Source organism: Shewanella atlantica (assembly GCF_003966265.1).
GTDB lineage: Bacteria > Pseudomonadota > Gammaproteobacteria > Enterobacterales > Shewanellaceae > Shewanella > Shewanella atlantica.
The window spans coordinates 83,166-96,569 of the sequence record NZ_RXNV01000005.1; the positions used below are offsets into that span (position 1 = coordinate 83,166).

At 48.2% G+C, this 13,404-nt stretch carries 11 protein-coding genes and 1 pseudogene; 8 read left to right on the top strand and 4 right to left on the bottom strand.

Annotated elements, in window-relative coordinates:
• Window positions 1-224: 224 nt before the first annotated feature.
• The 5 genes from EKG39_RS12940 (at window position 225) to EKG39_RS12960 (ending at window position 5,159) form a co-directional block, all read left to right on the top strand.
• Window positions 225-479: a chaperone NapD gene (locus tag EKG39_RS12940; protein ID WP_126506165.1), complete on the top strand. Its 255-nt coding sequence runs from the start codon at window positions 225-227 to the stop codon at window positions 477-479.
• Window positions 480-554: 75 nt separating this feature from the next.
• Window positions 555-3,035 (top strand): nitrate reductase catalytic subunit NapA, encoded by a 2,481-nt coding sequence (gene napA / locus EKG39_RS12945; RefSeq protein WP_126506166.1) that lies wholly within the window; start codon window positions 555-557, stop codon window positions 3,033-3,035.
• Between the two features lie 71 nt (window positions 3,036-3,106).
• Window positions 3,107-3,841: a ferredoxin-type protein NapG gene (napG, locus tag EKG39_RS12950; protein ID WP_126506167.1), complete on the top strand. Its 735-nt coding sequence runs from the start codon at window positions 3,107-3,109 to the stop codon at window positions 3,839-3,841.
• Between the two features lie 38 nt (window positions 3,842-3,879).
• Window positions 3,880-4,746 carry a quinol dehydrogenase ferredoxin subunit NapH gene (napH, locus tag EKG39_RS12955; RefSeq protein ID WP_126506350.1) on the top strand — a complete coding sequence of 289 codons (867 nt, stop codon included), beginning with the start codon at window positions 3,880-3,882 and terminating at the stop codon, window positions 4,744-4,746.
• Window positions 4,743-5,159: a nitrate reductase cytochrome c-type subunit gene (locus tag EKG39_RS12960; protein WP_126506168.1), complete on the top strand. Its 417-nt coding sequence runs from the start codon at window positions 4,743-4,745 to the stop codon at window positions 5,157-5,159. Before napH ends, EKG39_RS12960 begins: the two co-directional genes overlap by 4 nt.
• A 91-nt stretch (window positions 5,160-5,250) precedes the next feature.
• Here the strand turns inward: EKG39_RS12960 and EKG39_RS12965 are convergent, their stop codons facing one another.
• On the bottom strand, window positions 5,251-6,279 hold the full coding sequence (locus EKG39_RS12965) for a GGDEF domain-containing protein (protein ID WP_126506169.1): 1,029 nt from the start codon (window positions 6,277-6,279) through the stop codon (window positions 5,251-5,253).
• A 279-nt stretch (window positions 6,280-6,558) separates the two neighbouring features.
• On the opposite strand from EKG39_RS12965, the gene EKG39_RS12970 reads away from it, so the two are divergent.
• Window positions 6,559-9,147, top strand: coding sequence for a cation-translocating P-type ATPase (locus tag EKG39_RS12970; protein ID WP_126506170.1), 2,589 nt, complete (start codon window positions 6,559-6,561; stop codon window positions 9,145-9,147).
• On the opposite strand, the gene EKG39_RS12975 is transcribed toward EKG39_RS12970, so the two are convergent.
• Window positions 9,101-9,985 carry a universal stress protein gene (locus EKG39_RS12975; RefSeq protein ID WP_126506171.1) on the bottom strand — a complete coding sequence of 295 codons (885 nt, stop codon included), beginning with the start codon at window positions 9,983-9,985 and terminating at the stop codon, window positions 9,101-9,103. The genes EKG39_RS12970 and EKG39_RS12975 overlap by 47 nt on opposite strands.
• A gap of 122 nt (window positions 9,986-10,107) precedes the next feature.
• Between EKG39_RS12975 and EKG39_RS12980 the strand changes: the two genes are divergently transcribed.
• On the top strand, window positions 10,108-11,313 hold the full coding sequence (locus EKG39_RS12980; protein ID WP_126506172.1) for a cation:proton antiporter: 1,206 nt from the start codon (window positions 10,108-10,110) through the stop codon (window positions 11,311-11,313).
• A gap of 240 nt (window positions 11,314-11,553) precedes the next feature.
• Window positions 11,554-11,814, top strand: a complete 261-nt coding sequence (locus EKG39_RS12985; RefSeq protein ID WP_126506173.1) for a DUF5062 family protein — start codon at window positions 11,554-11,556, stop codon at window positions 11,812-11,814.
• Window positions 11,815-11,935: 121 nt separating this feature from the next.
• Here the strand turns inward: EKG39_RS12985 and rimK are convergent, their stop codons facing one another.
• Together rimK and EKG39_RS23645 are read right to left on the bottom strand one after the other, a co-directional pair.
• Entirely contained in the window at window positions 11,936-12,823 is an 888-nt protein-coding gene (gene rimK / locus EKG39_RS23640; RefSeq protein ID WP_246028500.1) for a 30S ribosomal protein S6--L-glutamate ligase, read from the bottom strand.
• An 84-nt stretch (window positions 12,824-12,907) separates the two neighbouring features.
• A pseudogene (locus tag EKG39_RS23645) lies at window positions 12,908-13,306 on the bottom strand (ATP-dependent zinc protease family protein); the annotation flags it as partial.
• Between the last annotated feature and the right edge of the window lie 98 nt (window positions 13,307-13,404).

Here is a 13,404-nt window from a genome sequence, read left to right on the forward strand (position 1 = left end):
TAAATAAGGCCTTTCTGAAACAAATGTCGATTATTAAATCTGTGATATCTATCACACATAAAAAGATGATCTCGATCTACTAATACTCCTAATACCTCTTGTTGGGTATACCCACATTTTTTATGAGGTCTAGACTCGATACTAACTTTGGCAGGTAGCTCTCCTAAAGCTTTCCCCCCCTAATAGCGCTACCTGCCACTTCTTCGATTGAGGTAAAGCAAGAGATGAATCAGGAATACCATGTCACCAGCTTAGTCGTGCATGCCGTACCGAAAGCGGTTTCACAGGTTGAAACCAATATTCGAGCGCTTGCCGGGGCCGATATCCATGCCGTTACCGATGAAGGTAAGTTTGTCGTTACTCTCGAAGGTGAAACACAAGCCGCTATACTGGATAACGTCGAAGCCATTAATGCCCTCGAAGGGATATTAAATACGAGTCTGATTTACCACCAAGTCGAGCCAACAGAAGAAAGTTAAAACAAGTACCGAGTACCTAAAATAAGATTGATTTATCAATAATTTGCAACAATATAAAAAAGAGTGAGGAACACCATGAGCATTAGCCGTCGCGAGTTTCTGAAAGCCAACGCTGCAGTTGCCGCTGCAACCACAGTTGGTGTCACTCTGCCAGTGAAGATAGTCGAAGCCGCTGAGCAGAAAGACAACATCAAGTGGGATAAAGCACCTTGCCGTTTTTGTGGCGTAGGGTGTAGCGTTCTGGTTGGCACCAATAATGGCAAAGTCGTTGCCACTAAAGGTGACCCGGAAAGCCCAGTCAACAAAGGCCTGAACTGTATTAAAGGCTACTTCCTGTCTAAAATTATGTACGGAAAGGATCGTCTGACGACTCCGCTTTTACGTATGAAAGATGGTAAGTACGATAAAGAAGGTGAGTTTACCCCAATCAGCTGGGATACCGCGTTCGATACCATGGCCGAAAAGTGGAAACACACACTAAAGACTAAAGGCCCGACAGCCGTTGGTATGTTTGGTTCAGGTCAATGGACAGTGTGGGAAGGCTACGCGGCATCTAAGCTACATAAAGCAGGTTTCCTTACTAACAACATAGATCCTAATGCTCGCCACTGTATGGCATCTGCCGTGGGTGGTTTCATGCGTACCTTCGGTATCGATGAGCCTATGGGTTGTTACGACGACTTAGAAGCAGCTGACCACTTTGTATTGTGGGGCGCGAATATGGCTGAGATGCACCCAATCCTATGGGCTCGCCTATCAGATCGCCGTTTGAGCAGCCCGGATAGCCGTGTACATGTGCTCTCTACCTTCGAGAACCGCAGCTTCGACCTGGCCGATAACCCAATGGTTTTCCGCCCGCAATCTGACTTAGTTATTCTTAACTACATTGCTAACTACATCATTGAAAACGATGCAGTTAACAAAGATTTTGTCAGCAAGCACACTAAATTTGTACTGGGTACGACAGATATCGGTTATGGTCTGCGTCCTGAGCATCCGTTAGAGCAAAAAGCGAAGAATCCGGGTAAGGGCTCATCCACGCCTATCAGCTTCGATGAATACGCTAAATTCGTCAGCACTTACACGCTTGAGTATGCCGCTAAGATGAGTGGTGTAGAGCCAGAAAAGCTTGAGCTGATGGCTAAGGCTTATGCCGATCCAAAGATCAAGGTGATGAGTCTATGGACCATGGGAATTAACCAGCACACTCGTGGTGTCTGGGCTAATAACATGCTCTATAACATCCACTTGCTCACAGGTAAGATTGCCACTCCGGGTAACAGCCCATTCTCATTGACGGGTCAGCCATCGGCTTGTGGTACCGCGCGTGAAGTAGGTACTTTCGCTCACCGTCTGCCTGCCGATATGGTTGTGAAGAATCCTAAGCACAGAGCTATCTCCGAAAAGCTGTGGCAACTTCCAGAAGGAACGATTCCACCTAAGCCTGGCTACCACGCCGTCCTACAGAGTCGTATGCTCAAAGATGGCAAGCTGAACTGTTACTGGACCATGTGTACCAACAATGTTCAGGCTGGTCCTAACATCAACGAAGAGATCTTACCTGGATTCCGAAATCCAGAGAACTTCATCGTGGTATCTGATCCATACCCAACGGTTTCAGCCATGGCTGCCGACCTTATTCTTCCAACAGCGATGTGGGTAGAAAAAGAGGGCGCTTACGGTAACGCCGAGCGTCGTACACATATGTGGCATCAGCAAGTGAAAGCCCCGCAAGGCGCTAAGTCTGACCTATGGCAACTGGTTGAATTTTCTAAACGCTTTAAGGTTGCTGATGTATGGCCTGCCGAGCTAATAGCTAAGAAACCTGAATACGCAGATAAGACACTTTATGATGTACTTTATGCCAACGGTGAGGTGAACAAGTTCCCGACATCTGATTGTAAAGGTGCCATGAATGAAGAATCCGAGCACTTCGGTTTCTACCTGCAAAAGGGACTGTTCGAAGAGTACGCGCAGTTTGGTCGTGGCCACGCTCACGATCTGGCTGACTTCGATACCTACCATGAGACTCGTGGCCTGCGCTGGCCGGTTGTCGATGGTAAGGAGACCCTACGTCGCTTCTCTGCCGGAGATCCCTACCTCAAGGCAGGTGAAGAGTTTAATTTCTACGGTAAGCCGGATGGCAAAGCGGTTATCTTCGCACTGCCATATGAGCCTGCTGCAGAAGAGCCAAATGCCGAATACGATCTCTGGTTATCGACCGGTCGTGTTCTTGAGCACTGGCATACAGGTTCGATGACGGCTCGTGTACCTGAGCTTTATCGCGCTTACCCTGATGCACAGATCTTCCTTCACCCTGAAGATGCTAAGGCCCGTGGCCTTAAGCGTGGTGATGAAGTCGTTGTCGCCTCACCTCGCGGTGAAGTGAAGACTCGTGTTGAAACCAAAGGCCGGAACAAGCCGCCAAGAGGCGTGGCATTTATGCCATTCTTCGACGCACGCCAACTGGTCAACAAGTTGTTACTGGACGCCACCGATCCTCTCTCGAAAGAGACAGATTTCAAGAAGTGCCCAGTCAAAGTAATGAAGGCTTAACTCTTTTAACTGAAAGATTATTAAGCAAAATTGCTTGAGCTAAGACATTGATAAGAAGGTTGTAAAAGGTCATGAGTAAGGTGAAGCACACTAAATCAAATCCACGGGACGTAAACCGTCGCCGGTTCTTAGCCTCTACGGCTAAGGCGGGTTGTGTGATGGGTTTAGTGGGGCTGGGGATCACAGCAACGGCGACACAATCGCGACAGCTGGATCCTTTAGCGATCCGACCTCCTGGCGCCTTAGGCGAGGATGATTTTCTCTCGGCTTGTGTTCGTTGTGGTTTATGTGTCGAGGCTTGCCCCTACGACACCCTGAAACTGGCGCGCTGGTTCGACGGTGCAGCAACGGGCACTCCCTATTTTACGGCTCGTAACATCCCCTGTGAGATGTGCGAAGACATTCCCTGTGTGAAGGTGTGCCCATCGGGCTCACTCGATCATGGTCTCGAGAAGATCGAAGAGGCCAGGATGGGAATTGCCGTATTAATCGATGAGAAAAACTGCCTTAACTTCAAAGGGCTTAGATGCGACGTCTGTTACCGGGTTTGTCCGTTAATTGACGATGCTATCACCCTGGAGCGGCAACATAACCAACGCAGCGACCATCACGCCATGTTTCTGCCCACGGTCAACAGTGACACCTGTACCGGCTGTGGTAAATGTGAACATGTGTGTGTACTCGAAGAATCTGCGATTAGGGTATTGCCGGCACATATCGCCTTAGGAAAAACGGCTGAACACGATACTTATATCAACACAGAAGAGACCACGCTCGAGATGTTAAACAAGGGCCTATCACTATGACCAAAAGCACAGTGAAGAAAGAGGCTATAACCGATGCAATGGACGACTCCTCTAAAACGGGATTCGCTCAGGCGGCGATTGATGAACTGGGATGGTGGCGTGCTCACAAATTCCTGTTTCTCAGACGTGCCAGCCAGCTGAGTGTATTGACCTTGTTTGCCATTGGCCCCTGGTTTGGCTTATGGCTCCTGAAAGGAAACCTCTCGTCCAGCGAGTTACTCGGTACTGTGCCATTGTCGGATCCACTTGTGACACTGCAAGTCTTGATGACGGGACATATTCCCGATTTAACCCTGATTCTCGGTGCCCTCTTTATCACAGTGTTTTATGTGATAGCGGGTGGCCGGGTGTTCTGTAGCTGGGTGTGCCCTGTCAATCTGGTCACCGACAGCGCGAGTTGGTTAAGACGTAAACTGAATTTGCCTCGCACCAGCGAGATGCCAAGAAATTTACGTTATTACCTGCTGGGTCTGGTTATTGTGTTACCTCTGCTGACAGGCATCACCGTTTGGGAATGGGTCAACCCAGTCCCGATACTCTACCGCGCAGTGTTATTCGGTGCCGGTAGCGGACTGTGGATCTTGTTGGCCATCTTCCTGCTCGACCTGTTTATCAGCGAGAGTGGATGGTGTGGGCACCTGTGCCCCACCGGCGCCCTGTTTGCCCTGTTTGGCAAACTCAGCCCGGTAAAAGTATCGGCCGTTAATGCCAAGGCCTGTGATAACTGTATGGATTGTTTTGTCGTTTGCCCCGAGAGACAGGTACTGAAACCTGCGCTTAAGGGAAAACAGAAGATGATCACCGACAGTGGTTGCACTCAATGTGGCCGCTGTATCGATGTCTGCGCCCAACGCGTTTTCCAGTATCAAAATCGAATTGCCCTAAAGGCGGAGAACAACCAATGAAGAAAGTACTCACTATAGCCGCGCTCGTCATGGCGCTTAGTGCCTGCTCTGGCCAGCAAGCAAACACTCAAGATGAGCCGGTAAATGTCAGCTCACTGGGTAAATCTGAGATCACCGATGTTCGAGTGGCCGATGCAATGCCTACCTATCCAAAGCGTGGTGCATCGATCGAACGTGGCTTTGTCCACCAGCCACCTCTGATCCCACATAAGGCTGAATACGCTATCACAACCAAGAAGAATAAGTGTTTAAGCTGTCACTTCCCGGCTAAGATGAAAGCGACACCAATCGATAAGTCGCACGTATTGGCTACGGGTAAGCTAAATAACATCTATTACAACTGCTCTCAGTGTCACGTACCACAAGCCGAGAACAAGCAGCAACTGGTTGAGAACGACTTCTCGAATAAGTAAGCCTTGAGCTTCTAGTTGCGAGTTAGAAGCCTTAAGCTATAAGAGAAGGCTGCAGAAGAAGTAAAACCACCTCAATCGAGGTGGTTTTTTATTAAGATGATTCAAACACTACACAGTTTCTTCCCCGTTCTTTCGCCTTATAAAGACAGCGATCGGCCGAGCGGTAAAGTGTCTGTATCAAGGTGCCGGACCCGGGCCACCGAGCAATACCTATACTGACCGTTGCCGATACCTCATGCTCATCCACATTCACAACAGAACCTTCGATTGCCTGCTGTAATCTCTGCGCGACGTCATGGGCAGATGCTTGATTGCTATCGGCCAGGAGTAGACAGAACTCCTCCCCTCCGACCCTAAAGCCCCAGTCATTCTCTCCAATCGTCTGCTTTATCAATTCGGCCACCAACACCAGTACCTTATCCCCTACTTCATGGCCATAGTTATCGTTGATACTCTTAAAATGATCCAGATCGATAAGCAACATAAACAGAGAGGAGTCGGAGCGACTTTCACTCTGGGTTACCTGCTCAAACACAGACTCTAAATGTAAACGGTTATAGAGCCCGGTTAAGGGATCTTTTGCGGCCATATTCTGCAGGCGCTCTACCACTTGCTCTCGTTTAGACTCATACACATGTGCCACGCCCCAGATGGCCGCGACACACATACCATAGTTAGCCATGGCTATGGTATGTACGTCAGGATCCTTTATCCACAATCGCCAGCCCAATATAGCGAGACCTAATGACACATAAGTAAAAGTGACAACTTGACCTGTACGCCTACCCAGCAGGAGATAGGAGAGGATCGGGAAAACAAAAATCCAGGCAAACAGGCCCGAACGAAAACTGGCGAATGAAATACCTAGTAAGATGACCCCATAGAAAACAAACAGAAATACCAGGGTCCAGTTGTGAAGATACTGAGTCCTTCGAACAAAACTTAATATCCCCAATGAAAGTAGCGCAAGCACTAACTCGATCAGAGCATAAGATTTCAGGCCGATAGACCAGTTAAAGACGGTAAAAACAGTGGCCGCAACAGCAATAACGATGAGTGTAAATCTAAATGCTGAACGTCGATATTCAACCTCTTCAGACCATAGTTTTAGCACTTCCATATACCCTTAATTCACGAATTTAATAACTCTATCAGAATGGTATCACTCAAGGTACATCGGTCGGTAAAATTATTTATCTAATAATTACTTACCTGATGACTCACTCGTCAGGAACAAGAAAAACCATCTAACCTTTGACGCGGGTCAATTATTATTCAAACCAGATATCTTTATCTATAATTATTGACTATAGATCAAGAGATAAAGGCTTAAACCAATCGGTAGCAATATATCTTTCTTATACCAATTGGTATCAAATCCAGTTCAAAGGGAGAGGATGTGACAGCGCAGGGACTCAGCAGTGAACAGGCACAAGCTCTATTGACAGAGTATGGCGAAAATTGTCTGCCAAAACCGTCAAGAAACAGCTTTATCCGACTCTTTATCATCCAGTTTCGTAGCGCGTTTATCTATGTCCTGCTGGTGGCTGTTGTCGTGTGCCTGATACTCGGCCAGCTTATCAATGCCTTTTTTATCTCTGTAGTGCTATTGCTCAACGCCCTTATTGGCACGATTCAGGAGTACTCTGCCCAACAAGCTGCCGATGCCCTCGCCAATATGGTGCCCCAACAGAGCCGGGTTATTCGCGATGGCCATCCGGTTATCGTCGATAGTCGCACTCTGGTGCCGGGCGATTGGGTTATGCTCAGTAGTGGAGACCGGATAGGGGCCGACATTGATCTGAGACAATCCAGCCAATTTCAAGTCGATGAATCAGCCCTCACGGGTGAGTCCATTTCAGTCAGTAATAAAGAGCAAGCCTTTGCCGGTACTCTGGTAACCCACGGTCGTGCAGAGGGTGAAGTGATCGCTACCGGAATCAATACTCAGATTGGACAGATAGCCAAATTAGTCCATCAGGGAGTAGATACTAAACCTCCGTTAATGCAGAGAATCGATCAGTTTACCCTGCGTATCGCCATTGCCATAGTGATCATCATAGCGCTGATATTCAGCCTGACACTCTTACGGGGCGCCGATCTGTCCGATGTGTTCTTGCTAGGGGTCGCATTAGCCGTCTCAGCCATTCCCGAAGGTTTACCTGCGGCGATTACCGTTGCACTAGCCATTGGCATGAAACGAATGGCCAAGGCCAACGTGATAGTACGAAAGCTGGTTGCCGTTGAATCTCTGGGGTCCTGCACATTTATCGCATCAGATAAAACCGGCACCTTGACGGTCAATGAGATGACCATAGGTCAGATCTGGCTTGCCAACGAACATAAATACCATGTGGCAGGAGAAGGCTTAGCCCAAAATGGCCTAGTGCATCGTCACGGACATGGAGTCCCTGTCACAATTGAGGAGGAGTTAGGGCTGAAGCAATTAGCCCTGGTAGGGCTGCTTGCCAATGAGGCACATCTGGCTTACGAAAATGATCAGGTTCACGCAGATGGAGATGGCGTAGATCTGGCCTTCCTGGTACTGGGCCACAAGCTCAAGCTAACAGCCGAAGTTGAAAATCATACACAGCTAGCCCTCTTTCCCTATGAATCTGAAAAAGGGTTTAGTGCCAGTGTCAACGACAGCCAACAAGGGCCATTCATTGCCGTCAAGGGGGCGGTTGAGAAGGTCATGACCATGTGTCACCTGACCGAAGAGATGGAGCAGAAGATCCTGGACCAGACTAACTGGATGGCCAGACATGGATACCGGGTACTCGCATTGGCTCAAGGGAGGGGGACCGCAGAAAGTGACGAGTTCTCCAAGCTCGAATTTCTAGGTCTGGTTGCCATGAGCGACCCTCTCAGACACGACGCCATAGAAGCCGTTGCATCGTGTCGGCAAGCACAAATTAAGGTCGCGATGATAACCGGCGATCACCCGGTCACAGCGCTGACTCTGTCACAACAACTTCAAATAGTCAGTGAACATGATAAGGCAGTAACGGGCAATGAACTCAGCCAGGCTATGGCCCTCAATGAAAGTGAATTCGATAGACTCGTGGCGAGTCACAGAGTGTTTGCCAGGGTCAAACCAGAACAGAAGATGGAGATCACTCAGTCACTTATCAGGCAAGGTGAATTTGTTGCCATGACCGGAGACGGAGTCAATGATGCCCCGGCATTGAAACATGCCCATGTCGGTATTTCGATGGGATTGAGGGGAACCGACGTGGCGAGAGAGAGTGCCTCACTCGTGCTCACCGATGATAACTTCAGTTCCATCGTTAAGGGAGTCATCGAAGGACGGGTGGTATACAACAACATCCGTAAGGTTATTTTCCTGCTGGTCAGTACCGGCGCTGCTGAGATCTTCCTCTTCATACTGAGCGTGCTATTTGCCCTGCCCATCCCCCTGTTTCCACTGCAAATCCTCTGGCTTAACCTAGTGACTAACGGGGTTCAGGATGTGGCGTTGGCCTTCGAGCCCGCCGAGGGAAATGAGTCTTCTCAGCCACCAAGGGCCCCCAAAGAGCCGATCTTCGATAGACTCATGCTGGAAAGGGTCTGCATCAGCGCACTGGTCATGGGATTGGTCGCCTTCGGCCTGTTTGCAATGTCACTGGAGGTGGGGATGAGTGAGGAGGCAGCACGCAACCTCACCTTAATGCTGATGGTGTTATTTGAAAATGTACATGCCCTCAACAGCCGCTCTGAACACAGGTCGCTACTGGTCGTCCCCTTCTTCAGCAACCCAATATTACTGGTTGGTATTTTAATCGCTCAGGGGATCCATATCGGTGCCATGTATATGCCCGGGCTAAGCGATGCGTTGCAACTCAGTCCCATCAGCTTTTCCCATTGGTTGATTTTATTGGCCACCGCCTCTGTACTCTTCATCGTAGATGAGGTGCACAAGAAGCGCTGGCGAATGAGAACTAATCTAAACTTAGGGGAGCCAATAACTGATCGTCGGCCGGAATAATCAAGACATTGCTCCGGGTTCGACAGAGTATAGACTCGGCCATATTACCGATAACATAGCCTAAAATGCCCTGACGCTGGCGTGCCCCAAGGACCAGATAACGAGCTTTCAGACGACAGGAGAGCTCATAAAGACAGATATCGGGGTCGCCGGCGATGATATGGATACAGTCCGGATCCATATTCAATTTGGACAACTGTTTCTGATGTTCCTGATAGGCGTCTTTAACTATTGTGCTGGTATTGATCAGGTCCATATCACGCAGCACTCTGGGAACTCTGATCACAAAAGCGAGGTGCAGTTTACTGCCTGTCGCTTTTGCCAGTGCCTTGCCATGACTGATAACGGCCTGATTGAGCTGCTGCTTAAGGACATTATCACTACCGAGATCGACGGCCATCAATACGGCATTTCCTCGATGAAGAGGGTTATCAGTCAGCAGCATGAGTGGAATTTTTACATGGCGGATCAAATTCCAATCGACAGGAAGATAGTGATCCGCATGGTGTACCGCTTTAACCATGAGATCGAAGCCATGACGAATAGAGTGATGACAGGCATGTTCATGCAGATCTTTACTCCATACTGTGTGTACGGGCACATCGGCTGCCTTGAGCTCCTTCAACTCTTCCTCAATTTTAGCCGCGCGGTCTTTCATTATTTTCTGCTGGGCTGCTGCACCGAGGCGTGGGTTATAATATTCCGCACCACTGAAATATTCGAAGCTGTATGCGAAAACTTCGGCGCACTTATCCATTGCCTTGGCCAGGTCGACACCCACTGCAACTGCATCCGTATGCGCTTCCTCTCTTTGCGAAATAATAAACACCTTATCCATTGCTATCTCCAGCCATTATTACCTAGTTTTAGCTTAGACAAGCAAGTGCATTTACGCCTTAGAATGGTCGTAAAAAATGATCGAGATCAAACGGGTTGGCCATTGAAAATGAGGAGAAAACATTGCCAATAGATAGCTTTGTCATCTCAATATTTATCATGCTCACTTTAGGGCGTTTGCTAAGTGAACTCTGCTGCCGTGTGGGAGTCCCTGGAGTGGTTGGCGAGATGTTGGCGGGGCTCATTATCGGCCCCTCGATTCTGGGATGGGTTCATCCCCACAACACCCTCTCTGTGTTGGCGGAGCTTGGAGTTATTCTGCTGCTGTTCGATATTGGCTGTGAAACCTCAGTAAAGCGCCTCTACCACGCCAGTGGCAGGTCTATCTGGGTTGCACTGGGTGGAATAATATTCCCCGTAGTCGTAGGAGGCGCTTCGGCCGCCTACTGGCTTAACTTACCTCCATTTACGGCCCTTTTCTTTGGCTGCGCCTTAACGGCAACCAGTATCGGCATCTCGATAAGGGTGATGACTCAGGCTAATCAAGGTCAAACACTTGCCGGCCAGGTTATTCTCGGTGCCGCGGTGGTCGATGATATTGTTGGTGTGGTATTGCTGAGCATACTATTAAACTTTAACGCTTCAGGAACCCTGAGCCTGGTATCAGTGTTGATACTGGTCTTGAAAGTCGTTGGCTTTATGTTTCTGGCACCTCCTATGGCCAGAGCCCTTATCTACCTATTCAGAAGCTGGTATCCTCACACTAAGGGGAGCGGCTTTGAGGTTTTTGTGGTGATAACCTTAATCTGCCTGTTTGCCTGGCTGGCACACTGGTTTGGTGCGCCGGCATTGCTCGGAGGCTTCGCTGCCGGAATGGCACTATCCCGCCAGTTTGTCTCCCCGACAAACCGATATTTGCCTAACCCCTTTCCCTTTACCCACAAGTTAGAAGTATCGGCCAAACCGCTCGTGGAGCTCTTCTCCCCCATATTTTTTGTTTACGTGGGGATCAGTGTCGACCTTAGCCAGTTGGATCTGACCCTATCGGGCCTGCTAGTGCTTCTTTGGCTGGCACTTATTGCCATCGTCACTAAGCTGGCCTCGGGGATGGCCGCAAAGGGTCCCTTACGGAGAAAAGTTATCATAGGCAGTGCGATGATCCCACGGGGAGAGGTCGGATTAGTATTTGCCGAAATGGGACTACAGTTGAACATCATTCAACCTAAGCTATTTACTGAGATGGTATTGATTATCGCCATAACGAGCATAGTCGGACCCTTGCTCCTTAAATGGTCACTCAAGGGGCAGACGGTATTACGTAAAAGGTGATTGAGTTAATGAGGTCTCAGCCCTATCAAAGCAATATATGTTTTATTAAAAAACTCAAGAAGCTATCACCGTTTTAATTTATGATGGGTTGGCACACAATCACGCCATATAGCGCCTCAGCTATAAGAGGTGTTTGTTTATACGGCTGAAGTTGTTTAACGTTTTTATTCAACCTGAGTTCAGCGACTGAGCATAGAAAAAAGTATAGGCCGCTGATTTCAGGCTCAAAGAGAGTGACCGATGAAACATCAAAAACATGAAGCACAGTTATTAAAGCTAGCAATGGAGATCGGCGTTGGTTACGCAAAGAAGCGTGGCTTTGCCGATTTTGATAAAGGGATATCACCCAAAGATAAAGTCGAGTGCATCTACCGTTTACTGGTTACCGATAAATTAATCCAACCTTTGGCAAAAGATAAGGAAGATGGGCCTAATATGAAGCACAAACTCATACTGTGGATTAGCCGCCAGCTTCCTGAAGACCATGAACTACTAAACTAATACTAATAGGTATAAATAAAAGTTTAATTACAGCCTCTTAATAAAAGCAGCTAAGCCTCCACTTGAGGATTAGCTGCTAAAATAAGGTTCACCAATTACAACCGGAATCAGATGACTTAAGTTACTTTTTCCAGCCTAGCTTCTTCTCGATAGAATCGATCATGGCTGCGGCGACATCGATTCCCGTTGCAGCTTCAATTCCTTCCAATCCCGGCGACGAGTTTATCTCTAATAGTAAGGGTCCCTTACCGGAACGAATAATATCGACACCCGCAACCTGCAGCCCCATGGTTTTAGCCGCCTTAATGGCCAACTTTTTCTCTTCCGGGGTTACCTGCACAATAGAAGCCGTTCCCCCCTGATGAATATTAGCTCTGAACTCACCCGGAGCAGCCGTACGCTCTATCGAAGCAACAATCTTACCGTCAATAACAAAACAGCGTAGGTCTTTGCCTTGCGCTTCCTTGATAAACTCCTGCACTAATAAGTTCGCTTTTAGCGACTTAAATGCATTGATCACACTCTCGGCGGCCTTTCTGGTTTCAGCCAGTACAACCCCCTTTCCCTGTGTCCCTTCAAGCAACTTAACAATCAGAGGCGCACCACCAACCATATCGATAAGATCGGTTGTATCGGCCGGTGAATTAGCAAAACCGCTCGTCGGAATATCCAGGTTATTCTTCTGCAATAACTGTAGAGAAAACAGCTTATCCCGGGATTGAGTGATCGCTTCCGAGTTATTGAGCGCCATCACCCCCAGGCTTTCAAAGTGGCGAGTCAGAGCGCAACCATAAAAGGTCATACTGGGACGAATTCTGGGGATCACGGCATCGAGATCATTCAAAATACGTCCACCACGGTAATGCACCTCAGGTTCAGACGCATCCAGCTTCATATAGCACTGTTTCACATTGAGAAAATACATCTCATGACCGCGCTGCTGACCCGCTTCCATAATGCGTTTATTACTATATAAGTCCGGGTTACTTGCCAGCAAACCTATCTTCAAGCCGCTACTCGGAACAACAAGCTTACCGTAGACTTGGTCCACCTCTTCAGCTGACATCTCACCTAAACAGCAAGTGGCAGAAGGATCCACTAAGATCTTTTGCCCCATAGCTTCACGGCCCAGCAGCATGCGATAACCCATGTTGGCGCGATTTGTCAGTGTCAGCTCAATCTCCCAGGATTGCTCCCCCAAATGGAGCACCTCACTCACAACAAAGCGCTTCTCGGTTTCGCCGTTAGAACTCTTGATCACTCGTCTGTCGATAAGCTTAGATTCACACTGCAGAGCCACTTTTCGGCTGCCTTGCAGCGGATGGACTTCATAGCTGACCCAAGTACCATCTTCACGTTTAAACGTAGAGATATTGATTGCGTGAAGCGATGATGTCTTGGCTCCTGAATCGACACGAGCCTTGACAGCCTTGATGCCTAAACCAGGTAAAACGCACCACTCTTCACTACCGACAATAATTTTGTTGCTCATTTTTTTGCTACATAAATAGGTTAATTAAAGCGCAAAAATACACCTCTTTTTTTACTTAGCAAAGATATAAAAACTAATATAACTATATTATTTAAAAT

Coding starts and splice junctions, on each gene's coding strand:
- EKG39_RS12940 (WP_126506165.1), top strand. CDS start 225: ATGAATCAGGAATACCATGTCACCAGCTTAGTCGTGCATGCCGTACCG.
- napA (WP_126506166.1), top strand. CDS start 555: ATGAGCATTAGCCGTCGCGAGTTTCTGAAAGCCAACGCTGCAGTTGCC.
- napG (WP_126506167.1), top strand. CDS start 3,107: ATGAGTAAGGTGAAGCACACTAAATCAAATCCACGGGACGTAAACCGT.
- napH (WP_126506350.1), top strand. CDS start 3,880: ATGGACGACTCCTCTAAAACGGGATTCGCTCAGGCGGCGATTGATGAA.
- EKG39_RS12960 (WP_126506168.1), top strand. CDS start 4,743: ATGAAGAAAGTACTCACTATAGCCGCGCTCGTCATGGCGCTTAGTGCC.
- EKG39_RS12965 (WP_126506169.1), bottom strand. CDS start 6,279: ATGGAAGTGCTAAAACTATGGTCTGAAGAGGTTGAATATCGACGTTCA.
- EKG39_RS12975 (WP_126506171.1), bottom strand. CDS start 9,985: ATGGATAAGGTGTTTATTATTTCGCAAAGAGAGGAAGCGCATACGGAT.
- EKG39_RS12985 (WP_126506173.1), top strand. CDS start 11,554: ATGAAACATCAAAAACATGAAGCACAGTTATTAAAGCTAGCAATGGAG.